Consider the following 21596-nt stretch of genomic DNA (forward strand, 5'->3'; position numbering starts at 1 on the left):
GCGACCTGCGGGGCCGCCGGCCATCGGTCGGCGCATCTACGGCCGTGCCGCCCTTCGGCGGCGGCTGTTCAGTTGGCGGGGCGCAGTCGCAGGCCCTGCATGCCGCCGTCCACCGCGAGCGCGGTGCCCGTGGTCGAGGCGGACTCGGGGCTCGCGAGGTAGGCGATCGCCGCGGCGACCTCCTCGGCGCTGACCAGGCGGCCCATCGGCTGCCTGGCGTTGAGCGCCGCGCGTTCGGCCTCGGGGTCGTCGGCCGCCTCCAGCAGCCTCGCCACCCACGGGGTGTCGGCGGTGCCCGGATTGACGCAGTTGACCCTGATGCCCTCGCGGATGTGGTCGGCGGCCATGGCGAGCGTCAGCGACAGCACCGCGCCCTTGGTAGCGCTGTAGAGGGCCCGCTGGGGCAGCCCCGCGGTGGCCGCGATCGAGCAGGTGTTGACGATCGCGGCATGCTCCGACCTGCGCAGGTACGGCAGCGCCGCCCGCGCGACCCGGACCATGCCGAGGACGTTCACGTCGAACACCCGATGCCATTCGCTGTCCGGGTTGTCCTCGATCGTGCCCTGGGCTCCGATGCCGGCGTTGTTGACCAGCACGTCGATGCCGCCCAGCCGCTCGGCCGCCTCCGCCACCGCGGCGCGTACCGCGGCGTCGTCCGTGACGTCGGCCTTGATGCCGATGAACGGCTCGCCCGGCGGGTTGAGGTCGAGGCAGGCGACCCGCATGCCGCGCCCCGCGAGCGCCGACGCCGCCGCCAGGCCGATCCCCGAGCCGCCGCCGGTCACGACCGCCTTCAGCGCGTCACTCATGCGTCCCTCCAGACCTCGCCGCCGGGGAAGGTGTGGGCCGCGATCGACTCCTCGCGCAGCTCCGCGCTGAACCCGGGCCGCGACGGGGCCGCGTATCTGCCGTCCTTGATGACCACCGGGTCGACGAAGTGCTCGTGGAGGTGGTCGACGTACTCGATGACGCGGCCGTCCATCGTGCCGGTGACCGCCACGTAGTCGAACATCGACAGGTGCTGCACCAGCTCGCACAGCCCCACGCCGCCCGCGTGCGGGCACACCGGCACCCCGAACTTGGCCGCCAGCAGCAGGATCGCGAGGTTCTCGTTCAGCCCGCCCACCCTGGCCGCGTCGATCTGCACGTACGACAGCGCCTCGGCCTGCAACAACTGCTTGAAGACGATGCGGTTCTGGACGTGCTCGCCGGTCGCCACCGGGATCGGCGCGATGCCCCGCGCGATCGCCGCGTGCCCCAGCACGTCATCGGGGCTCGTCGGCTCCTCGACCCAGTGCGGCTCGAACTCGCGCAGCGCGTTCACCCACTCGATGGCCGAGCCGACGTCCCAGCGCTGGTTCGCGTCGATGGCGATCGGGAAGCCGGCGCCGCACACCTCCCTGGCCACCCTGAAGCGCCGCCTGTCGTCCTCCAGGTCCGCGCCCACCTTGAGCTTGATCTGGTCGAAGCCCTGCTCAAGCGCCTCCTTGCAGAGCCGGCGCAGCTTCTCGTCGTCGTAGCCGAGCCAGCCTGGCGACGTCGTGTACGCCGGATAGCCGGTCTCCTGCAGCCGCGCGATGCGCTCCGCCTTGCCGTCCTCCGCCGCGCGCAGGATCTCCAGGGCGTCGTCCCTGGTGAGCGCGTCGCTCAGGTAGCGGAAGTCGATCAGCTCGACGATCTCCTCCGGCGACATGTCCGCGAGCAGCCGCCAGAGCGGCTGGCCGGCCCGCTTCGCCTTCAGATCCCACAGCGCGTTGACCACGGCGGAGATCGCCATGTGCATGACGCCCTTCTCCGGGCCCAGCCAGCGCAGCTGCGAGTCGTTGATCAGCTCCTTGTAGAGCGCGCCGAGGTCCTCGACGTCCTTCCCGATCACGTACGGCCGCAGCGCGCCGATCGCCGCCGTCTGCACGTCGTTGCCCCGGCCGATGGTGAACGCGAACCCGTGGCCCTCGTACCCGTCGTCCGTCTTGAGCACCACGTACGCGGCGGAGTAGTCGGGGTCGGGGTTCATCGCGTCGGAGCCGTCGAGCTCGCGGGACGTCGGGAAACGCACGTCGTGCGTCTCCATGCCCACGATCCGGTACGCCGAGGTCGTCATGCCTGCCCCACCGTCTGCCGCTGCCGGCCGAGGCCCTCGATCTCCAGCTCCATCACGTCACCCGCGCGCAGGTACGGCTGACCCGGCATGCCCATAGCGACGCCGGCCGGCGTCCCGGTGTTGATCACGTCGCCCGGCTCCAGCACCATGAACTGGCTCAGGTACCGGACGACCTCCGCCACGTCGAAGATCATGTTCTTGGTGTCGCCGTCCTGGCGCAGCTCGCCGTTCACCCACAGGCGCATCGCCAGGTTCTGCGGGTCGCCCACTTCGTCGGCCGTCACCAGCCAGGGACCCAGCGGGTTGAACGTCTCGCACGACTTGCCCTTGTCCCACTGGCCGCCGCGCTCAAGCTGGAACTCCCGCTCGGAGACGTCGTTCGAGATCGCGTACCCGGCGACGACCCCCAGCGCCTCCTCCCGGCTGCCGAGGTAGCGGGCCTCCCGCCCGATCACGATGGCCAGCTCCACCTCCCAGTCGGTCTTCACGCTGCCGCGGGGCACGAGCACCTCGTCGTACGGGCCGACCATGGTGTTGCTCGCCTTCATGAACACCACCGGCTCCGCGGGCACCGCCGCGCCCGACTCGGCGGCATGGTCGCTGAAGTTCAGCCCGATGCACACGATCTTTCCCGGCCGCGCGATCGGCGCCCCGACCCTCAGCCCCTCGGCCTCCACGACGGGCAGGTCGCCCCGCTCCAGCGCCTCTCTGACCCGCGCCACTCCCCCGGAGGCGAGAAAAGCCCCGTCGATCTCGGGTACGCCAATGTCACGCAGATTGCCGGCGTCGTCCATGACCACCGGCCGCTCCTGGCCGACAGGTCCTACTCGCAGCAGCTTCACACCGCATCCTTCACCTATACATCGGATGTCTCGCCTCACGATGCTCGTGCGACAAAGTGCAACGTGTCAAGAGGCGCAGTGTCGTCCGATGTTTCCAGGCGAGCCTTGATCCGATGCCTGTGGGGCAGTTGAGACCCCACACACCCCCAAAACCACTCACTTCCGCCACCACCGTCCGCCAGGCACCGACCACCGCCCACCGGGCACTGGTCACTGGTCACTGGTCACTGGTCACTGGTCATGGACACCGGCCACCGGACACTGCAGAACATCCGGATATAACCTCAAACGCCACCCGATATACCCCTTTCGCCTTCCTTCCCGCCATCACACTTCACCCCCTACCAAGCCCGCCACCAGCACCAGCGGGAGCACATCAAAAGCGCATCGGGAGTCGTCCCCGCCCCTCCTTGACGGGCGTACAGTGGCGTAATAGAACACGTTTCAAGTACGGTGTCGATTACCCAACCAAGCGCTTGACCTACGAGGTGACCCCGCGTGCATATCGACCTGGTCGACAGGGACCTTTACGCGACCGCTGGACCACCCCACGCCCAGCTCGCCTGGCTGCGCGCGAATTCCCCGGTCCACTGGCACGAGGGCGACCCGGGCTTCTGGGCCGTGACGCGCTACGACGACGTCGTCCACGTGTCGCGCCACTCCGAGCTCTTCTCCTCCCACCGCAGGCTCGCCCTCTTCGACGAGCTGGAGGAGGACCAGATCGCGCTGCAGCGTCTCATGATGCTCAACCAGGACCCGCCCGAGCACACGCGCCGGCGCGCCCTGGTGAACCGGGGCTTCACCCCGCGCACGATCGGCGCCCTCGAACAGCACATCCGCGACATCTGCGACGACCTCCTCGACAAGGTCACGGGCGAGGTCGACTTCGTCACCGAGGTCGCCGCACCCCTCCCCTTGTACGTGATCTGCGAACTCCTCGGGGCCCCGGTCGAAGACCGAGACAAGCTGTTCAACTGGTCGAACCGCATGATCGGCGCCCAGGACCCCGACTTCGCCCCCAGCCCGGAAGAGGGCTCGGACGCGGCCATGGAGGTGTACGCGTACGCCAACCAGCTGGCCGCCCAGCGCAAGGCCAACCCCAGGAACGACATCGTCACCCGGCTCCTCCAGCCCAACGAGAACGGCGAGACGCTCGCCGAGGATGAGTTCGACCTGTTCGTCCTCCTTCTGGTGGTGGCCGGCAACGAGACCACGCGGAACGCGGCCTCAGGCGGCATGCTCGCCTTCTTCGAGCACCCCGACCAGTGGGACCGGCTGGTCGCCGACCCCACGCTGGCGAAGACGGCGGCCGACGAGATCGTCCGCTGGGTCTCCCCCGTGAACCTCTTCCGCCGCACCTCGACCGCCGACCAGGTGCTCGGGGGCCAGAAGATCAAGGCGGACGACAAGGTCGTCGTCTTCTACGCCTCCGCCAACCGCGACACCTCCGTCTTCCCGGACGGCGACACCTTCGACATCGGCCGCGACCCGAACCCGCACATCGGCTTCGGCGGCGGCGGCGCCCACTTCTGCCTCGGCAACCACCTCGCCAAACTGGAACTCCGCATCCTCTTCGAGCAGCTGGCCCGCCGCCACCCCCGCATCCACCAATCAGGCGCCCCCCGCCGCCTCCGCTCGAACTTCATCAACGGCATCAAGGAACTCCCCGTAACCATTGGCTAGCTGTACTGCGCGGTCAGGGACGTCGGTATGTGCTCCGCCGACCGGTGGCGCTCGGGTTAGCGGTAGCGGGGTTCGCGGTAGCGGGGTTTGCGGTAGCGGGGTTTGCGGCGGGCGGCGCGGATTCGGGAGAGGATGCGGGTTGTTCCTCGGGGGCCTGGTTGCCAGCCTTGTTCGATCAACGTGTCGGCCACCTGGTGGAGGAGGTCGGCTATCTGGGCGGGGATGACGTCTCGGCGGACGGCTATCACTCGCCAGAACCGCATTCGGTTCGAAGGTGCCTGCTGCCTGGAGCGGCTGCTCCCTGCGACCAGCCCCTGCGCCACTCTGCGGCCGGTTCCTGCGGCCGCTCTACGGGCGGCTTTCCTCCCGTCAGGGGTGGAGAGTGAGGCCCTTGAGGGATTTGTCCATGGGGGTTTTGGGGCCGTACAGGGCCAGTCCGACCAGGTTGAGGTCCTCGGCCGGGTACGCGCGTACGGCGGCCCTGTTGTCCTCGTCGTTGCCCGTCTTGAACATGTCCTCCGTGTAGACGGCCACGCCCAGCCCCCGTCCCACGGCCTTCTCGCGGACCTTGCGCAGCGTGGCGAGGTCCGCCTGGTAGATGACCACGGGCTGGCGGAACATCGGCAGATACGTGTTCCCCGACCCGTCCTCGTAATCGTCCCCCATCACCTCCGCCCGCCCGCCGGCGATGGCGCCGGCGAGGAAGGCGGTGACGTTCAAGCGTTGCCAGGCGGCGAGGTCCGAGCGGACGACGATGCCGATCTTGGTGTCGAAACGCATGGTCAGCAGGATTCCGGGACGGAAAGGCCCGTGTCTTGAACGCTCGTGCGCCGGCCCGGAGAGCCGGTGCAGCTAGGCGGTGATGATCGGCTGCCAACCCGGGATCTCGTGGTAGCGGCGCAGCTCCGCCAGCCCCGACACGAACCCGCCCCACGCCGCGTACGGCGGCCGCGACTCGTCGAAGCCGCTCTGCACAAGAGTCAGCCGCGTCTTACCGCCGGACCCCTCCAGCTCCCACGAGCCCACGCCGTTCTCGCCCCAGCCGACGGAGAGCTTGCGGGCGGGCTCCAGCTCCAGGATCTTCGCCGGGTCAGGGTCGTTGTCGAGGCCGCCCATGGCGAACCGCCCGCCGACCTGCGGCTCGATCTCGATGGGGAAGCCGAACCACTTGGAGACCGCCTCGGAGGAGGTGAGCGACTCGAAGACCTGCTCGGGCGAGGCCGCGATCTCGACGGTGGTGCGCATCTCCGCCGAGGCGAAGTCGATCTTGTCGGTGAGCGGGCGGCCTTCGAGGTGCTCGGCGAGGTTGGTGAGCACCAGGCACCAGTACGTCTGCAGCACACCCCTGATGCTCTTGCCGGTGATGACGTCCTGGAAGTCGAAGTGCGTCTGCGACAGCGTCACCACGGTGTGCTCGCCGTCGGCCTCCCAGGTCAGCTCACTGGTGGTCTCCTCGCCGTCGAGCAGCCAGGCGAAGCGCAGCGTACGCTCGTCGGCGTGCAGCAGCCGCTGGTGCGGCGCGTCACCCTCGGGCGTCGTACGCCCCCAGAACCCGAAGCGTCCTTCGGCGAGGTTCACGTCCACGTGCTCGGCCAGCCACCCGCGCAGCACCTCGGGGTCGGTGAGCGCGCGGCGCACCTCCTCGACGCCGGCGGGGATGCGGGCACGCACGATCAACGGCTCAGACATCGTCTCGTTCTCCTTCTGGCTGGGGTGCGGCATGGGGGTAGCAGGCGATGGCCAGCTTGAAGGCGTCGCCTTCGTCCCCGCCGTATCGGGTGAAAAGGTCCTGCAGCAGGGTCTGCAGCTCGTTCAGGAACTCCTGGCGTCGCTCAGGGCGCACGTGGATCTCGCCGGACAGCCCGATGGACGGCAGCTCGGGGGCGCCGCGGTCGAGCGCCGCGATGTCGGCCTGCACCTCCTCCATGAGGTCGAGCAGGTAGCCGAGGCTCAGCTCGTCGCGGGCCTTGCGCAGCCCGATGCGGCCGACGAGGCGGGGCGACAGCCAGTACGACCGTGCGCCCGCCTGGTAGATGCCCTCGTGGACGCCGCGCACCTTGCGCTCGGCCACCAGGTCCACCAGGCCCGCGTCGACCAGGCGCTTGACGTGGTAGTAGACCCGCTGCGGCGTCTGGCCGAGTCTTTCCGCCACCTCTGAGCAGGTGCGGGGCTCGGCCAGCTGCCGCAGCACCTCCACGCGCTGCGGCTTGAGCAGGGCTTCTGCCTGCTCGATCTCTTCCAGGTACAGGACATCTCTCATCGCAAAAAGGATTCTTTACGTAAAAACTCTCTTTGTCAATAGAGTGGAGGGGTGACGCACGACTGGTCCCGCTACTGGAGGTCGCCCGACCGGCCGCTCGAGGCCATGCACGCGCACTTCGAGCGGCACGTCTACCACCGGCACAGCCACGAGACCTACTCCTTCGGGGTCACGGAGCACGGGGCGCAGGCGTTCACGTGCCGGGGGGCGGCGCACACGAGCGCGGCCGGCATGGTCATGGCCTTCAATCCCGAGGACCCGCACGACGGGCACGCCGCGAACGCGCTCGGCTTCACGTACCGGATGGTGCACATCGGCCCGCCCTGGTGACGGACGCGCTGGAGGACGCCACGGGCCGCCGCGCGGGCCTGCCGCTCTTCGCCAGCCCCGTGGTGGACGATCCGGCGCTCGCGGGCGCGCTACGCGCCCTGCACGCCGCGCTCCTCGACGACCGCGCGACCGCCCTGCGCCGTGACGAGCTGCTCACCGCCACGGTCGCGGCCATCGTACGTCGCGCCGCCGTCTCCCCCGTGAGCACCGCCCGCGTACGCCACGACGCCATGGCCGCCCGTGCCAGGAGCGTCCTGCACGACCGCCTGACCGACGACCTCACCATCGACGACCTCGCCACGGCGGCGGGCGCCAGCCGGTACGCCGTCTACCGCGCCTTCCACGCCGCCTACGGCATGGCGCCCAGTGACTACCAGCGCCAGCTCAGGCTGAGGAGGGCCCGCGACCTGATCGCCACCGGCACGCCCATCGCGGGGGCGGCCGCCGCGGCCGGCTTCGCCGACCAGAGCCACCTCACCCGCTGGTTCACCCGCTACTACGGCCTGACCCCTGGGGCCTACCGCGCCGCGCTCACTCGTTGAGCGCGCCGTAAGAGGCGAAGCGCGGTGAGGAGCCAGGTACGAAAGGAGAGGGAGAGGTCATAAGGGGGAAGAAGGGGACGCCGCCGCGCGGCCGGAGCAAGCGGGGCGGCGCCGGAGGGGTCGCCGCCCCGATCAGGGCCAGGAGCTGTCGTCGTGGAGGTCGCCGCCGTCCCTCAGCAGACGCAGATCTGCTTCGACCATCATGGCGACCAGTTCGTCGAACGACACCTTGGGCTCCCAGCCGAGCTGGGCCCGTGCCTTCTTCGGGTCGGCGCAGAGGAGGTCGACCTCGGCGGGGCGGTGCAGGGTCTGGTCGGTGACGACGTACTGCTCCCAATCCAAGCCGGCCGCGCTGAACGCGGCCTCCACCAGCTCCCTGACCGACTTCATCCGGCCGGTGCCGATGACGTAGTCCTCGGGGGTGGCGGCCTGCAGCATCAGGTGCATGGCCTTGACGTAGTCGCCGGCGAAGCCCCAGTCGCGGCGCGCCTCCAGGTTCCCGAGGCGCAGCTCGTCCGCCAGCCCGAGCTTGATCCGGGCGACGCCGAGCGAGACCTTCCTGGTGACGAACTCGGCCCCGCGCCGCGGCGACTCGTGGTTGAACAGGATGCCGGAGACGGCGAACATCCCGTACGACTCGCGGTAGTTCTGGGTGAGGAAGTGCCCGTACGCCTTGGCGACGCCGTACGGGGAGCGCGGGTGGAAGGCGGTGCGCTCGTTCTGCGGGGTCTCGCTGACCTGCCCGAACATCTCAGAGGACGAAGCCTGATAAAAGCGGATCTGTCCGGACGCCGACCCGCCCCGCGACACCCCGGAACACACCCGGATCGCCTCCAGCATCCGCAGCACGCCCATCCCGGTCACCTCGGCCGTGAGCTCCGCCTGCTCCCACGACATCGGCACGAACGAGATCGCGCCCAGGTTGTAGACCTCATCGGGCTGAACGCGTTCCACCGCCGAGATCAGCGACCCCTGGTCGAGCAGATCACCCCGCACCACCTGAACGTCGGCGAGCAGCTTGCGCATCCGCGACACGCGCGGGTTCGCCTGCCCGCGGGCCAGCCCCCACACCTCGTACCCCTGCTCCAGAAGGTGCTCCGCCAAGTAGGAACCATCCTGGCCGGTGATGCCGGTGATCAGAGCGCGCCTGGCCAAGGGGTCCTCCAACGATCGCCTGCCCCATCCCTTAGGGACGGAATGTACCGCCAAGCACCTCTTTGAGGTACCGAGCCGCCTAGAACACGTTCCACCGAACCACGCTCGGTCACGGCAACGTCGCAGTTCGCACGACCTGTGAGCCCGGTTGTGAACAATTCCAGCCGACCTACCGAATGGTAGCCTTTTCGGACTAAGGTCATCTTTCACGGTACACGCCCGACTCCGGGCCCTACCGGCGGAGAAAGGGGTGTCCGTGCGGGAGCCAAAGCTGCGGATCGCGCTTCTGTCCTACCGCAGCAAGCCCACCTGCGGTGGTCAGGGTGTCTACCTCCGTCATCTGAGCCGGGAGCTCGTGGCGCTCGGGCACCACGTCGAGGTCTTCTCCGGCCAGCCGTACCCCGAGCTGGACGAGGGCGTCATCCTGCGGGAGGTGCCGAGCCTCGACCTCTACCGCGACGAGGACCCGTTCCGAACCCCCAAGCTGCACGAATACCGCGACTGGATCGACTGGCTGGAAGTCGGCACGATGTGGACGGCCGGCTTCCCCGAGCCGCTGACGTTCACCCTGCGGGCCTACCGCGAGCTGAAGAAGCGCGTCGGCGACTTCGACGTCGTCCAGGACAACCAGACGCTCGGCTACGGCCTGCTCGGCATCCAGCGCCTGTTCCCCGTGGTCGGGACCATCCACCACCCGATCAGCGTGGACCGCCGCATCGAGCTGGAGGCCGCCGAAGGCGCCAAGAAGCTGAGCCTGCGCCGCTGGTACGGCTTCGTGAAGATGCAGTCCCGCGTCGCTCCCAGGCTCAGGCCCATCCTCACCGTCAGCGAGTCGTCGCTGGCCGACATCCACCGCGACTTCAACGTCCCCCAGGCCAACATGCGCCTGATCCCGCTCGGCGTGGACACCCGCTACTTCCACCCGCGCCCCGGCAAGCCCCGCCGCAAGGGCTCGATCGTGGCCGTGGCCAGCGCGGACTCCCCCATGAAGGGCGTCGCTACGCTGCTGCGCGCGGTGGCCAAGCTCGCCACCGAGCGCGACGTGAACCTCACCGTCGTCAGCAAGCCCACCCCGGGCGGTCCCACCGAGCAGCTCGTCCAGGAGCTGTCGCTGCGGGACCGGGTGCGCTTCGTGCACGGCATCTCCGACGACGAGCTGGGCGAGCTGATCGCCACCTCGGAGATCTCCGTCGTGCCCTCCCTGTACGAGGGCTTCTCCCTGCCGGCCGTCGAGCACATGGCCTGCGGCACGCCGCTGGTCGCCAGCCGTACGGGCGCGCTGCCCGAGGTGGTCGGCGACGCCGCCGTGCAGGTGCCGCCGGGCGACGCCGAGGAGCTGGCCGCGGTGCTGCGCCGGCTGCACGACTCCCCCGAGGAGCGCGAGCGCGTGGGCAAAGCGGGATACGACCGCGTCATGGAGCGCTACACCTGGCAGGTCGTGGCCAAGCGGACCGTCGAGGCGTACCACGAGGCCATCGACAACCACAAGAGGAGAGGCTAAGCAGTGCTGACCGTGGACTTCGCCCGGCTTCCCGTGGGCCCCGGCGTGCGCGTGCTCGACCTGGGCTGCGGCGGCGGCAGGCACGCGTTCGAGGTGCTCCGCAGGGGCGCCGACGTGACCGCGTTCGACATGGACCAGGCGGAGCTGGACGGCGTCGCGGCCATGTTCACGGCGATGGACAAGGCGGGCGAGGTGCCGGACGGCGCCACCGGCGAGATCGTCCAGGGCACGGCGCTGGACATGCCGTTCGAGGACGGCAGCTTCGACCGGGTGATCGCGGCCGAGGTGCTGGAGCACATCCCCGACGACATGACGGCCATGCGCGAGATCTTCCGCGTGCTGCGCTCCGGCGGCACGGCGGCGGTCACGGTGCCGAGCTTCCTGCCCGAGCGGATCTGCTGGGCGCTGGACGAGGCGTACCACACGGCGCCCGGCGGCCACGTCCGCATCTACACGCTGGCCGAGCTGTCGGCGAAGCTGAAGTCGGTCGGGTTCGAGATCGGCCCGCACCACCACGCCCACGGCCTGCACGCGCCCTACTGGTGGATCAAGTGCGCGGTCGGCGTGAACAACGACGACCATCCCCTCGCCAAGGCCTACCACCAGCTGCTGGTGTGGGACATCATGAAGCGCCCCGCCGCGACCAGGATCGCCGAGAGCCTGCTCAACCCGGTCATCGGCAAGAGCGTGGTCCTCTACATCAGGAAGCCATGATCTCCCGCGCGGAGGTCGTGCGGACGGCCGAGAGCATCGCAGCGATCCAGCAGGACGACGGCGGCGTTCCGTGGCCCGAGGGCCACGTCGACGCGTGGAACCACGTCGAGTGCCTGATGGCGATGTCCGTGGCGGGCCTGCGCGAGCCGGTACGCAGCGGCTACGCCTGGCTGGCCCGGCACCAGCGCCCCGACGGCTCCTGGCCGATGAAGCTGGTGGACGGCGTCGCGGCGGAGCGGGGCGGCGAGAGCAACCACGCCGCCTACGTCGCCGTCGGCCTGTGGCACCACCACCTCGTCACCGGCGACCAGGGCTTCACCGAGGAGCACTGGCCGATGGTCAAGGCGGCCCTCGACTACGTGGCGGGGCTGCAGACCGAGCGCGGCGAGATCGTCTGGGAGTGCGACGCCGAGGGCAGGGCCGCCTCGTACGCGCTGCTGACCGGCTGCTCCTCCATCCACCAGGGGCTGCGCTGCGGCGTACGGCTGGCCGAGCACCTGGGCGACCCGCAGCCGCACTGGGAGCTGGCCGCCGGCCGCCTGGCGCACGTGGTGGCGGCGCACCCTGAGGCGTTCGCCGACAAGAGCCGCTTCTCGATGGACTGGTACTACCCGGTGCTGGGCGGCGCCGTACGCGGGCGGCAGGCGCTGGAGCTGCTGGAGCGCGAGTGGGCCACGTTCGTGGTGCCGGGGCTCGGCATCCGGTGCGTCTCCGACCAGCCGTGGGTCACCGGGGCCGAGACGTGCGAGCTGGTGCTGGCGCTCGACGCGCTGGGCGACGGCGAGCGGGCCCGCGCGCTCTTCGCCGACGTGCAGCACCTGCGGCACGAGGACGGCTCGTACTGGACGGGCTGGCAGTTCGCCAACCGCAGGCACTTCCCGCACGAGCGCTCCGGCTACACCGCCGCGGCGGCGGTGCTGGCGGCCGACGCGCTGCTCGGGCTGTCGCCGGGCGCCGGGATCTTCCGCGACGTGGACGGGACCGCGGTGTCGGATCCCGAGGTGTGCGGATGCGCCGCCGTACGCGGGGCCGAAGAAGGCCGCTGACCGGGGCACAAGCGCTTTTGCCGGTTCTTTGCCGGGGAAATCCGGTGCGCCGCCGCCGAACGCCGCAATGGGGTTACTAGTTTCGTGTCTGGCCGTACGAGGCGTCTTCGGGGGAAGCGTGGGCGACACGGGCACAACTTCGTTCTTGGACCAGGTCAAGACCGAGCCGACAACCCTGCCGGCGCTCTCGCGCCCGAAGGGGCTGCTGAGATGGCTGGCGAAGGACCCGCTGGAGTCCGATCTGAGCCGGCGCAGGTTCCGGCTCAGGGGCGGCGCTCCCCGTACGGTCTTCGGCAAGGCCGAGCAGTCGTACGTCTTCGGCTTCAACGCGGCGATCTCCCGCGAGGTCGAGAAGGTCGAGGAGATCCCGCAGGAGCAGCGGCCCTTCGGCTATGAGGGAGCCGCCGCCGCGTGCACCGTGCTCGACCTGCTCACATTGACTCGGGGCCGGCGCCTTCACGAGCTACTGGCCGGCCCCGCCCAGCATCACCGCCACGCCGCGTACGTCGGCGCCGGGCGCGGCTACGCGCTGCTGCGGCTGCGCCCGGTGTGGGGCGCGCGGCGGGCGCACCCGCTGCTGCGCTGGCTGGCCGTGGACGGGTTCGGCTTCCAGTGGGGCCTGTCCAGGACCGACCGCATGGTGGGCGAGCGCACGATGCCCGACCTGCTGACCAGGGCGCACTGCGCGGTGTTCGACCAGGGGCTCGGGCGGCTGCTGTGGTATCACGACTGCGCCTCGCCCGACGACGTGGCGGCGCGCATCGCGAGCTACCCGCCCTCGCGCCGGGCCGACCTGTGGAGCGGGGTCGGGTTCGCGGCGACGTACACCGGCGGCGCCGAGGCCGACGAGCTGTGGTGGCTGACCGAGCACGCGGGGGGCGACGGGTTCCGTGCGTACCTGGCGCAGGGCTGCGCGTTCGCGGTCAGCGCGCGGCTGCGCTCGGGGCTGCTGCCGGACCACCTGGCGCAGGCCGTGCCGATCCTGGCGGGCACCGAGGCCGACGAGGCGGCCGCGTGGACGGACGAGGCGCTCATCGCGCTCGGCCACGAGGCGCACACCCACGAGGACTTCCAGAAGTGGCAGGCGCGGATCCGCGGCGCCTGGACCCGCCGCCACCGCTGCTGAACGCTCAGACGCCGGGTGCGACGCGCTCCAGCACGCGCAGCGACCCGGTCACCGACACCTCTTTGAACGCGCCGGAGGCCAGGGCCCGCAGGTAGACCCGGTAGGGGGCCTGGCCGCCGTCGGCCGGGTCGGGGTAGATGTCGTGGAAGACGAGCGCGCCGCCCTCCATGACGTGGGGCGCCCAGCCCTCGTAGTCGCGGGTGACCGGCTCGTCGGAGTGGCCGCCGTCGATGAACAGCAGGCCGAGCGGGGTGTTCCAGAGCCGGGCCACCTGCTCGGAGCGCCCGACGACGGCGATCACCTCGTCCTCGAGCCCGGCCGCGGCGATCGTGGCGCGGAAGACCGGCAGCGAGTCCATCTTGCCGAAGCGCGGATCGACCAGGCTCGGGTCGTGGTGCTCCCAGCCGGGCTGGATCTCCTCCGAGCCGCGGTGATGATCGACGGTGACGACGACGGAGCCGGTCTGCCGGGCCGCCGCGCCGAGGTAGACGGCCGACTTGCCGCAGTAGGTGCCGATCTCGCCGATGGGGCCGAGCGTGGCGTAGCGGCGGGCCGTCTCGTAGAGGGCCAGGCCCTCGTCGTCAGGCATGAATCCCTTGGCCTCGCGGGCCGCGCGCAGCAGCTCTGGCGGCATCGTCATAGCCCCTGACCCTAGCCGAACCGAACAACATTCCGCCGGGCTCTTGCCGGGCCGTTCTGGAACCTGTTCTACTTGGCACGTGAATCAGCGCGCTCGCATCGCGATGCCGGACGACGACGTCGCCGCGTTCCTCGAGAACTCCGGCAAACTGCAGCTGGCCACCATCAATCCTGACGGAACACCGCACCTGATCACCATGTTCTACGGCCTCGACGAGGGCCGCATCGCGTTCTGGACGTACGCCAAGTCCCAGAAGGCCAGGAACCTCGCCCGCGACCCCCGCGTGAGCTGCCTCGTCGAGGCCGGCGAGAGCTACGACGAGCTGCGCGGCGTGCTCGTCTACGGCACCGCCACGCTCGTGGACGACCGCGACCACGTCATGGCCATCGGGCTCAAGGTCGCCCGCCGCACGACGCCGGGCGTGGCCGACGAGCTGCTGCTCCCGTACGTGGAGAAAACCGGGCTCAAGCGGGTTGCGTACGTCGTCGAGAGCACCAAAGTGGTCTCATGGGATCACAGGAGGCTCAGATGAAGGTGAAGGTCGACGAGCTGGTCTGCGAGGCCAACGCCGTGTGCATGGGGCTCGCGCCCGAGGTGTTCGAGGTGGACGACGACGACCAGCTCCACATTCTGCTCCCCGAACCACCCCCCGAGTTGCAGGACCGCGTCCGCCACGCGGTCAGGTCCTGCCCCAAAGCCGCCCTGTCCATCGAGCCGTCCATTGAGCCGTCCATCGAGGACTAGCCCCCCAGCACGAGGAGGAACCTCATGCGCGCCGCGATCCTGCACGCCGTAGGCACCGACAGCAAGCTCGACCTCCGCGACGACGTCACCCTGGCCCCCGTCGGGCCGGCCGACGTGCGCGTCAGGATCCGGGCCACCGGCGTGTGCCACTCGGACCTGTCGGCCATGTCCGGCGTGCTGCCGCAACCGGTGCCGCTCATCCCTGGCCACGAGGGCGCGGGCGAGGTGGTCGAGGTGGGCGAGCACGTCAGCACCGTCGAACCGGGCGACCACGTGGTCATCAGCTGGCGCCCGGCGTGCGGCGAGTGCGACCTGTGCGTGGGCGGGCAGCCGTACCTGTGCATGAAGTACGTGATCGAGTCCTTCAGCAAGGGCAACTTCCGCTTCGGCGGCGACGGGGCGACGGCGTTCGGCATGGCCGGCTGCGGCACCTGGGCGGAGGAGGTGATCGTGCCCTGGCAGGGCGCGATCAAGATCGACGAGGACGTGCCGTGGGAGGCGGCGGCGCTGATCGGCTGCGGCATCACCACCGGTGTCGGCGCGGCGATCAACACCGCGAAGGTGCGGCCGGGCTCGACGGTCGTGGTGATCGGCTGCGGCGGCGTCGGCCTGTCGGTCATCCAGGGCGCCCGCGTCTCCGGCGCCAGGACGATCCTGGCCGTGGACCCGCTGGTGTCCAAGCACGAGCTGGCCAGGAAGGTCGGCGCCACCCACACCGCCACCCCCGAGCAGGTGCCGGAGTCGCTCAGCGAGCTCACCGGCGGCGCGGGCTTCGACTACGGCTTCGAGGTGGTCGGCAAGTCCGCCACCATCCAGAGCGCGTGGCAGCTCACCCGCGCGGGCGGCGACGTGATCGTGGTCGGGGCGGGCGCGATGGACGACATGGTGTCGATCTCTGCGTTCAGCCTGCTGTTCGACGGCAAGAACCTGCTGTCCAGCCTGTACGGCGAGGCCGACGTGCGGCACGACTTCCCGTACTTCGCCAAGCTCTACAAGGCCGGCCTGCTCGACCTCGAGTCGATGATCAGCTCCCGCATCCGGCTCGGCGACCTCAACGAGGCCGTCGAGGCGCTGCGCGGCGGCGAGGTGCTGCGGCAGATCGTCATCATGGACTGAGACTCCACGACATAGGCACGACATGCGCCGGCCGGCGCCTTCCGGAGGAAGGGAGGCGCCGGCCGGTTCGGTCCCCCGCCGCTCAGGTGGTGGAGAAGGCGGCGTCGAAGGCCGTGGTGGGCGGGGTGATGGCGTTGAGCTTACGGATGTAGCCCAGCGCCTCCTTGGCCCCGTCGAGCCGGTCCATGCCGGCGTCCTCCCACTCGACCGAGATCGGCCCCTCGTAGCCGATCGCGTTGAGTGCGCGGAAGCAGTCCTCCCACGGCACGTCGCCGCGGCCGGTCGAGACGAAGTCCCAGCCCCTGCGCATGTCGGCCCACGGCAGGTGCGACGACAGGCGGCCCTTGCGGCCGTCGCCGACGCGGAGCCGGGTGTCCTTGCAGTCGACGTGGTAGATGCGGTCCTTGAAGTCGAGGATGAACCCGACCGGGTCGAGGTCCTGCCACACCATGTGCGAGGGGTCCCAGTTGAGGCCGAACGCCGGCCGGTGGCCGATGGCCTCAAGGGTGCGCACGGTGGTGTGGTAGTCGTAGGCGATCTCGCTCGGGTGCACCTCGTGGGCGAAGCGCACCCCGACCTCGTCGAAGACGTCGAGGATCGGGTTCCAGCGGTCGGCGAAGTCCTGGTAGCCCGCGTCCACCATCGAGGCGGGCACCGGCGGGAACATCGCGACCGTGTGCCAGATCGACGAGCCGGTGAAGCCCACCACGGTGTCCACGCCGAGCGCCGCCGCGGCGCGCGCGGTGTCCTTCAGCTCCTCCGCCGCCGCCTGGCGCACCGACTCGGGGTCGCCGTTGCCCCAGATGCGGGCCGGCAGGATCGCCTTGTGCCGCTCGTCGATCGGGTGGTCGCAGACGGCCTGGCCCACCAGGTGGTTGGAGATCGTCCACACCTTCAGGCCGTGCTTGTCGAGCTGGGCCCGCTTCTGCTCCACGTACGAGGGGTCGGACACCGCCTGCGCCACGTCGAAGTGGTCGCCCGAGCAGGCGATCTCCAGGCCGTCGTAGCCCCACTCGGCCGCCAGCCTGCACACCTCCTCGAAGGGCAGGTCGGCCCACTGTCCGGTGAACAGCGTGACTGGTCTCATCAATCCTCCACGTTCGTGTAGCGGCTGCCGTCAGCCGCGCTGCGCTCGACCGCCTCCAGCACCCGCTGCACCCGTAGCCCGTCGGCGAACGAGGGCGTCGGGTCGGCGCCGGTGGCGACCGCCTCCAGGAAGTCCCTGACCTCGTGGGTGAAAGTGTGCTCGTAGCCGAGGCCGTGGCCGGGCGGCCACCAGGCGCCGACGTACGGGTGGTCGGGCTCGGTGACCAGGATGCGCTCGAACCCGCCGCCGGCGGCGCTGAACCACAGCTCGTTCATCGACTCGAAGTCGAACGCGAGGCTGCCGAGCGAGCCGTTGATCTCGATGCGCATCGCGTTCTTGCGCCCGTTGGCGAAGCGGGTGGCCTCGAAGGAGGCCAGCGCGCCGCCGGACATCCGCCCGATGAACAGGGCGGCGTCGTCCACCGTGACCTCGCCCCTGGCCGACGAGCCGGTGGCGCCCAGCCCGGCCGACTCGGTGGCGAGCGGGCGCTCCTTGACGAACGTCTCCGTCAGCGCGGAGACGCCCACGAGGTTCTGGCCGGTGATGAACTGGGCGGCGTCCACGATGTGGGCGCCGATGTCGCCCAGCGCGCCCGAGCCGGCCTTGTCCTTCTGCAGCCGCCAGACCAGCGGGAACTCCGGGTCGACGATCCAGTCCTGCAGATAGACCGCGCGGACGTGCCGGATCTCGCCGATGCGTCCCTCTTCGACGTACCGGCGGGCGAGCGCGACCGCGGGCACCCGCCGGTAGTTGAAGGCCACCATGCTCTTGCCCGGCGCCGTGGCGGCCGCCGCCGCCATGGCCTCGGCCTCGGCGACGGTGTTGGCCAGCGGCTTCTCGCAGATCACGTGCTTGCCTGCGGCCAGCGCGGCGATGGCGATCTCGGCGTGCGAGTCGCCCGGCGTGCAGATGTCCACGATCTGCACGTCGTCACGCTTGATGACCTCTCTCCAGTCGGTCTCGGCGTCGGCCCAGCCGAGCTGCGCCGCGGCCGCCGCGGTGCGTTCCTTCGACCGGCCCGCGAGCACCGCCATGCGCGGCGCCAGCGGCAGGTCGAAGAACGCTCCGACGCTGCGCCAGGCCTGGGAGTGGACACGGCCCATGAAGGCGTAGCCGATCATGCCCACGCCGATGGTGGTTCTGTCTGACATGCAACCCCCGATCAGGATCAGGATTCGAAGCCGAGCGCCAGGTACTTCTCGACGTTCTCCTTGGTGATGGTCTCGGACGCGAGCGTGATGGACTGGGGAACCTGGTTCTCCACCAGATCACTCATGCCCTTCCCCTGTGCTATCAGACGCGCCAGCTTGATCGCCGAGGAGGCCATGGTCGGGCTGTAGGTGACCGTCGCCTGCAGCACGGACGAGCCCGACTGGATCTCCCGCATCGCGTTCAGCGAGCCGGCGCCGCCGACCATGATGAACTCGTCGCGGCTGGCCTCCTTGATCGCGGCCAGCACGCCGACGCCCTGGTCGTCGTCGTGGTTCCACATCGCGTCGATCTTCTTGTGCGCCTGCAGCAGCGACGTGGCGACCTCGTTGCCCGTCTCGACCGTGAACTGCGCGTCCTGCTTGGCCGTGACGCTGAACCCGTACGTCTTCAGCGCGTCCTCGAAGCCCTTGGTGCGGTCCTGGGTGAGCGGCAGCGTGGCGATGCCCTGGATCTCGACGATCACCGGGTTCGACACGCCCTTGTCCTTGAGCTGCTTGCCGATGTAGTGGCCGGCCGCGACGCCCATGCCGTAGTTGTCGCCGCCGACCCACGTCCGGTAGGCCAGCTTGTCGGGGAAGATGCGGTCGAGGTTGACGACCGGGATGCCCGCCTCGGTGGCCTGCAGCGCGACCTGGTTGAGCTGCTGGCCGTCGTTGGGCAGGATCACCAGCGCGTTCACCTTGGCCGCGATCAGCGACTCCACGGCGGAGATCTGCTGGTTGATGTCGTTGGTCGGCTCGACCGGCTTGAACTCGATGTCCGAATACTGCTTCGCGGTCGCCTCGGCGTTCTTGGCGATGGCGGCGATCCAGCCGTGGTCGGCCGCCGGGGCCGAGAAGCCGATCACCACCTTCTCGCCCGGCTGGTCGTTGCCGCCGGTGGCCGCGGGGGCCGGCTGGGGCGCCGCGCTGCTCGGCGCCGCAGCGGGCTCGTTGCTGGTGCAGCCCGCCGCCAACAGCACGGCTCCGCCGACGAGGAATCCCCTGCGCGCGACGTTGTCACTCATGGTGCTCTCTCCTTCAGGTTCCGCCGCTGGAGAAGGACGGCGACGACGATGATCAGGCCCTTGGCGATCAGCTGGTCGCTGGTGTTGAGGCCGTTGAGGATGAAGAGGTTGGTGATGAGGGTGAAGATCAGCAGGCCCAGGATCGAGCCGATGATCGTGCCCCGGCCACCCGTGAGCAGCGTGCCGCCGATGATGACGGCCGCGATGGCGTCCAGCTCGTACAGGTCGCCGTGGGTGGACGAGCCCGTCGTCGTACGCGCCATGATGAGGATCGCGGCGACGCCGCAGCACAGCCCCGACAGGGCGTACAGCAGCATCGTGTGCCTGCGTACGTCGATGCCGGCCAGGCGGGCGGCCTCGGGGTTGCCGCCCACCGCGTACGTGCGCCGCCCGAAGGTCGTGCGGTTGAGCAGGATCCAGCCCAGCACCACGACCAGCGCGAAGATGTAGACCAGCAGCGGGATGCCGAGCAGCCGGGTGGTCGACAGGTCCACGATGGCCGTGTTGTCGGCCTGGATGAGCTGCGTCTTGCGGTCGGACATGCGCTGGGCGAGCCCGCGGGCGGCCACCAGCATGGCCAGTGTCGCGATGAACGGCACCAGCCGCCCGTACGCGATGAGCCACCCGTTGACCAGCCCCGCCCCGGTGCCGACGAGGATGGCGCAGATCGCCATCACCACCGGCCCGTACGACTGGGTGGCGAGCGTCGTCGCCCACACGCTGGCCAGCGCCATGACCGCGCCCACCGACAGGTCGATGCCCCCGCCGATGATGACGAACGTGGCCCCGACCGTGATGACGCCGATCGTGGCGGCCAGCGACAGGATGCTGACCAGGTTGGAGGCGGTCGCGAAGTTCTCGTATCTGGTGACCAGGCCGACGACCACCAGCAGCGCGAGCGCGCCGATCAGCCCGAGGTGGCGCATCTCGCTCACCCCGCGGATCGACGGCAGCGCCGGCAGGCTCGCCTTCCCGGCACGCCGGTCTGTTGCGGGCTCGCTCATCACGCCGCCCTCCCATTCATGATCATGTCCAGTACGCGATGCTCGTCCAGCTCGGCCGCCTCCCCTTCGTGGATGACCTGGCCCTCGCGCAGCACCAGCACCCGGTCGGAGAGCCCGAGCACCTCGGGCACCTCGCTGGAGACCAGCAGCACGCCGATGCCCTGCTCGGCGAGGTCGCGGATGACCGCGTACAGCTCGGCCCTGGCGCCCACGTCCACGCCTCTGGTCGGCTCGTCGAGCAGGAGCAGTTTGCGCCCGCCGAGCAGCCAGCGGGCCAGCACGGCCTTCTGCTGGTTGCCGCCCGACAGGGTTCTGATCGGGCGTTCAGGGTCAGGTGGCCGGATGTCGAGCAGCTCCGACAGGCGGCGGGCCTCGGCGCGCTCCCGTTTCCTGTCCAGCCAGCCGAACTTCGCGAAGCCCGGCAGGGTGCCCAGCGTGATGTTCGCGGTGACGCTCTGGTCGAGGAGCAGGGCCTGGGCCTTGCGCTCCTCGGGAGCGAGCCCCATGCCGCGGCGTACGGTGCCGACCACGCCGCGCCGTGTCCGGCGGCCGTCCAGCAGGACGCGGCCGGTGGCGGGGCGGGCGCCGTAGACGGCTTCGAGAATCTCCGAGCGGCCCGAGCCGACGAGCCCGGCCAGCCCGACGATCTCGCCTGCCCGCACCGAGAACGACACGCCGGAGAAGACGCCCGGCGAGGCCAGGTCCTCCACCCTGAGCACCTCCTCCCCCGGTTCGCGGCCGGCCCTGGGCGGGAAGACGTACTCGACGTTGCGGCCGGTCATCAGGGAGACGATCTCGGTGGTCGGCGTGTCGCGGGCGGACAGGCCGACCGCGACCGTGCGGCCGTCCTTGAGCACCGTCACCCGGTCGCCGATCTCGCGGATCTCCTCCAGGCGGTGGGAGATGTAGACCACGGCGACGCCCTGGGCGGTCAGCTCGCGGATGATGCGGAAGAGGTTGCTCACCTCGTCGTGGGCGAGCGCGGCCGACGGCTCGTCCATGATGATGAGGCGGGCGTCGTGGGAGAGCGCGCGGGCCATCGAGACGACCTGCTTGGCGGCCGGCGACAGCCGCCCGACCTCCGCCGACGGGCGGATCTCCGGGTGGCCGAGGCGTTCCAGCACGGCCGTGGCGGCGCGGCGGCCCGCCGCCCTGTTGACGAAGCCGAGGCGGGCGTGCTCGTGGCCGAGGAAGATGTTCTCGGCCACGGTGAGCCCGTCGACCAGGTCCAGCTCCTGGTAGATGGTGGCGAAACCGAGCCTGATGGCGTCGATCGGGCTGCCGGGGCGCACTTCCGCGCCGTTGAAGCTGATGGTGCCCTCGTCCGGCTGGTGCACCCCGGCCAGCACTTTGATCAGGGTGGACTTGCCGGCGCCGTTCTGGCCGAGCAGGCAGTGCACCTCGCCCGCCCGTACGTCCAGATCGACCCCGTCGAGCGCGCGCACGCCGGGGAACTGCTTGACGATGCCCTTCATGACCAGCATCGG

24 protein-coding genes are annotated in these 21596 nt (G+C 70.1%); 10 read left to right on the forward strand and 14 right to left on the reverse strand.

The window, feature by feature from the left end:
• Nucleotides 1-68: 68 nt before the first annotated feature.
• Genes ABZW11_RS09935 through ABZW11_RS09945 form a run of 3 tightly spaced genes read right to left on the reverse strand, consistent with a single transcriptional unit; the run spans nt 69 to nt 2943 of the window.
• Entirely contained in the window at nt 69-809 is a 741-nt protein-coding gene (locus tag ABZW11_RS09935) for an SDR family oxidoreductase (RefSeq protein ID WP_355414635.1), read from the reverse strand.
• Nucleotides 806-2101: an L-fuconate dehydratase gene (locus ABZW11_RS09940; protein WP_355414637.1), complete on the reverse strand. Its 1296-nt coding sequence runs from the start codon at nt 2099-2101 to the stop codon at nt 806-808. Before ABZW11_RS09940 ends, ABZW11_RS09935 begins: the two co-directional genes overlap by 4 nt.
• Complete coding sequence (locus tag ABZW11_RS09945; protein WP_355414639.1) at nt 2098-2943, reverse strand: fumarylacetoacetate hydrolase family protein; 846 nt, start codon at nt 2941-2943, stop codon at nt 2098-2100. Before ABZW11_RS09945 ends, ABZW11_RS09940 begins: the two co-directional genes overlap by 4 nt.
• A gap of 498 nt (nt 2944-3441) precedes the next feature.
• On the opposite strand from ABZW11_RS09945, the gene ABZW11_RS09950 reads away from it, so the two are divergent.
• Nucleotides 3442-4626 (forward strand): cytochrome P450, encoded by a 1185-nt coding sequence (locus tag ABZW11_RS09950; protein ID WP_355414641.1) that lies wholly within the window; start codon nt 3442-3444, stop codon nt 4624-4626.
• A 56-nt stretch (nt 4627-4682) separates the two neighbouring features.
• Here the strand turns inward: ABZW11_RS09950 and ABZW11_RS09955 are convergent, their stop codons facing one another.
• The 4 genes from ABZW11_RS09955 to ABZW11_RS09970 all read right to left on the reverse strand — a co-directional run bounded on the left by ABZW11_RS09955 (nt 4683) and on the right by ABZW11_RS09970 (nt 6886).
• Nucleotides 4683-4889, reverse strand: a complete 207-nt coding sequence (locus tag ABZW11_RS09955) for a hypothetical protein (RefSeq protein WP_355414643.1) — start codon at nt 4887-4889, stop codon at nt 4683-4685.
• Nucleotides 4890-4995: 106 nt separating this feature from the next.
• Entirely contained in the window at nt 4996-5406 is a 411-nt protein-coding gene (locus ABZW11_RS09960; protein WP_355414645.1) for a DUF2000 domain-containing protein, read from the reverse strand.
• A 72-nt stretch (nt 5407-5478) separates the two neighbouring features.
• Complete coding sequence (locus tag ABZW11_RS09965) at nt 5479-6315, reverse strand: SRPBCC domain-containing protein (protein WP_355414647.1); 837 nt, start codon at nt 6313-6315, stop codon at nt 5479-5481.
• Entirely contained in the window at nt 6308-6886 is a 579-nt protein-coding gene (locus ABZW11_RS09970) for a helix-turn-helix domain-containing protein (RefSeq protein WP_355414649.1), read from the reverse strand. The genes ABZW11_RS09965 and ABZW11_RS09970 overlap by 8 nt, the downstream gene beginning before the upstream one ends.
• Nucleotides 6887-6937: 51 nt before the next feature.
• On the opposite strand from ABZW11_RS09970, the gene ABZW11_RS09975 reads away from it, so the two are divergent.
• Both ABZW11_RS09975 and ABZW11_RS09980 read left to right on the forward strand, forming a co-directional pair.
• Entirely contained in the window at nt 6938-7216 is a 279-nt protein-coding gene (locus ABZW11_RS09975) for an AraC family ligand binding domain-containing protein (RefSeq protein WP_355414651.1), read from the forward strand.
• Nucleotides 7213-7758: an AraC family transcriptional regulator gene (locus ABZW11_RS09980; RefSeq protein ID WP_355414653.1), complete on the forward strand. Its 546-nt coding sequence runs from the start codon at nt 7213-7215 to the stop codon at nt 7756-7758. The genes ABZW11_RS09975 and ABZW11_RS09980 overlap by 4 nt, the downstream gene beginning before the upstream one ends.
• 132 nt (nt 7759-7890) lie before the next feature.
• Here the strand turns inward: ABZW11_RS09980 and ABZW11_RS09985 are convergent, their stop codons facing one another.
• Nucleotides 7891-8913 (reverse strand): GDP-mannose 4,6-dehydratase, encoded by a 1023-nt coding sequence (locus tag ABZW11_RS09985; RefSeq protein ID WP_355414655.1) that lies wholly within the window; start codon nt 8911-8913, stop codon nt 7891-7893.
• Between the two features lie 250 nt (nt 8914-9163).
• Between ABZW11_RS09985 and ABZW11_RS09990 the strand changes: the two genes are divergently transcribed.
• The 4 genes from ABZW11_RS09990 to ABZW11_RS10005 all read left to right on the forward strand — a co-directional run bounded on the left by ABZW11_RS09990 (nt 9164) and on the right by ABZW11_RS10005 (nt 13300).
• Entirely contained in the window at nt 9164-10414 is a 1251-nt protein-coding gene (locus tag ABZW11_RS09990) for a glycosyltransferase family 4 protein (RefSeq protein ID WP_355414657.1), read from the forward strand.
• A gap of 3 nt (nt 10415-10417) precedes the next feature.
• Nucleotides 10418-11128, forward strand: a complete 711-nt coding sequence (locus tag ABZW11_RS09995) for a class I SAM-dependent methyltransferase (RefSeq protein WP_345389436.1) — start codon at nt 10418-10420, stop codon at nt 11126-11128.
• Complete coding sequence (locus ABZW11_RS10000) at nt 11125-12174, forward strand: prenyltransferase (RefSeq protein WP_355414659.1); 1050 nt, start codon at nt 11125-11127, stop codon at nt 12172-12174. Before ABZW11_RS09995 ends, ABZW11_RS10000 begins: the two co-directional genes overlap by 4 nt.
• Nucleotides 12175-12319: 145 nt before the next feature.
• Entirely contained in the window at nt 12320-13300 is a 981-nt protein-coding gene (locus ABZW11_RS10005) for a DUF1702 family protein (protein WP_355414661.1), read from the forward strand.
• A gap of 4 nt (nt 13301-13304) precedes the next feature.
• Here ABZW11_RS10005 and ABZW11_RS10010 read toward each other — a convergent pair whose 3' ends face one another.
• Nucleotides 13305-13940 (reverse strand): class I SAM-dependent methyltransferase, encoded by a 636-nt coding sequence (locus ABZW11_RS10010; RefSeq protein ID WP_355414663.1) that lies wholly within the window; start codon nt 13938-13940, stop codon nt 13305-13307.
• A gap of 79 nt (nt 13941-14019) precedes the next feature.
• Here ABZW11_RS10010 and ABZW11_RS10015 point away from each other — a divergent pair, with 79 nt between their 5' ends.
• The 3 genes from ABZW11_RS10015 to ABZW11_RS10025 are packed head-to-tail and all read left to right on the forward strand — an operon-like array spanning nt 14020 to nt 15800.
• A complete protein-coding gene (locus ABZW11_RS10015; protein WP_355414665.1) occupies nt 14020-14472 on the forward strand; it encodes a pyridoxamine 5'-phosphate oxidase family protein in 453 nt (150 codons plus the stop codon).
• Nucleotides 14469-14684 (forward strand): ferredoxin, encoded by a 216-nt coding sequence (locus tag ABZW11_RS10020; protein ID WP_355414667.1) that lies wholly within the window; start codon nt 14469-14471, stop codon nt 14682-14684. Before ABZW11_RS10015 ends, ABZW11_RS10020 begins: the two co-directional genes overlap by 4 nt.
• A 24-nt stretch (nt 14685-14708) precedes the next feature.
• Nucleotides 14709-15800 (forward strand): Zn-dependent alcohol dehydrogenase, encoded by a 1092-nt coding sequence (locus tag ABZW11_RS10025; protein WP_355414669.1) that lies wholly within the window; start codon nt 14709-14711, stop codon nt 15798-15800.
• Nucleotides 15801-15882: 82 nt separating this feature from the next.
• Here the strand turns inward: ABZW11_RS10025 and ABZW11_RS10030 are convergent, their stop codons facing one another.
• Genes ABZW11_RS10030 through ABZW11_RS10050 form a run of 5 tightly spaced genes read right to left on the reverse strand, consistent with a single transcriptional unit; the run spans nt 15883 to nt 21593 of the window.
• Nucleotides 15883-16890, reverse strand: a complete 1008-nt coding sequence (locus ABZW11_RS10030) for a sugar phosphate isomerase/epimerase family protein (RefSeq protein WP_355414671.1) — start codon at nt 16888-16890, stop codon at nt 15883-15885.
• Nucleotides 16887-18038: a Gfo/Idh/MocA family oxidoreductase gene (locus ABZW11_RS10035; RefSeq protein WP_355414673.1), complete on the reverse strand. Its 1152-nt coding sequence runs from the start codon at nt 18036-18038 to the stop codon at nt 16887-16889. The genes ABZW11_RS10030 and ABZW11_RS10035 overlap by 4 nt, the downstream gene beginning before the upstream one ends.
• 17 nt (nt 18039-18055) lie before the next feature.
• On the reverse strand, nt 18056-19105 hold the full coding sequence (locus ABZW11_RS10040; RefSeq protein ID WP_355414675.1) for an ABC transporter substrate-binding protein: 1050 nt from the start codon (nt 19103-19105) through the stop codon (nt 18056-18058).
• Entirely contained in the window at nt 19102-20109 is a 1008-nt protein-coding gene (locus tag ABZW11_RS10045; protein ID WP_355414677.1) for an ABC transporter permease, read from the reverse strand. The genes ABZW11_RS10040 and ABZW11_RS10045 overlap by 4 nt, the downstream gene beginning before the upstream one ends.
• Nucleotides 20109-21593: a sugar ABC transporter ATP-binding protein gene (locus ABZW11_RS10050; RefSeq protein WP_355414679.1), complete on the reverse strand. Its 1485-nt coding sequence runs from the start codon at nt 21591-21593 to the stop codon at nt 20109-20111. The genes ABZW11_RS10045 and ABZW11_RS10050 overlap by 1 nt, the downstream gene beginning before the upstream one ends.
• Nucleotides 21594-21596: the final 3 nt, after the last annotated feature.

The sequence above is a fragment of the Nonomuraea sp. NPDC004580 genome, from assembly GCF_040609855.1.
In the GTDB taxonomy this organism is placed as follows: domain Bacteria; phylum Actinomycetota; class Actinomycetes; order Streptosporangiales; family Streptosporangiaceae; genus Nonomuraea; species Nonomuraea salmonea.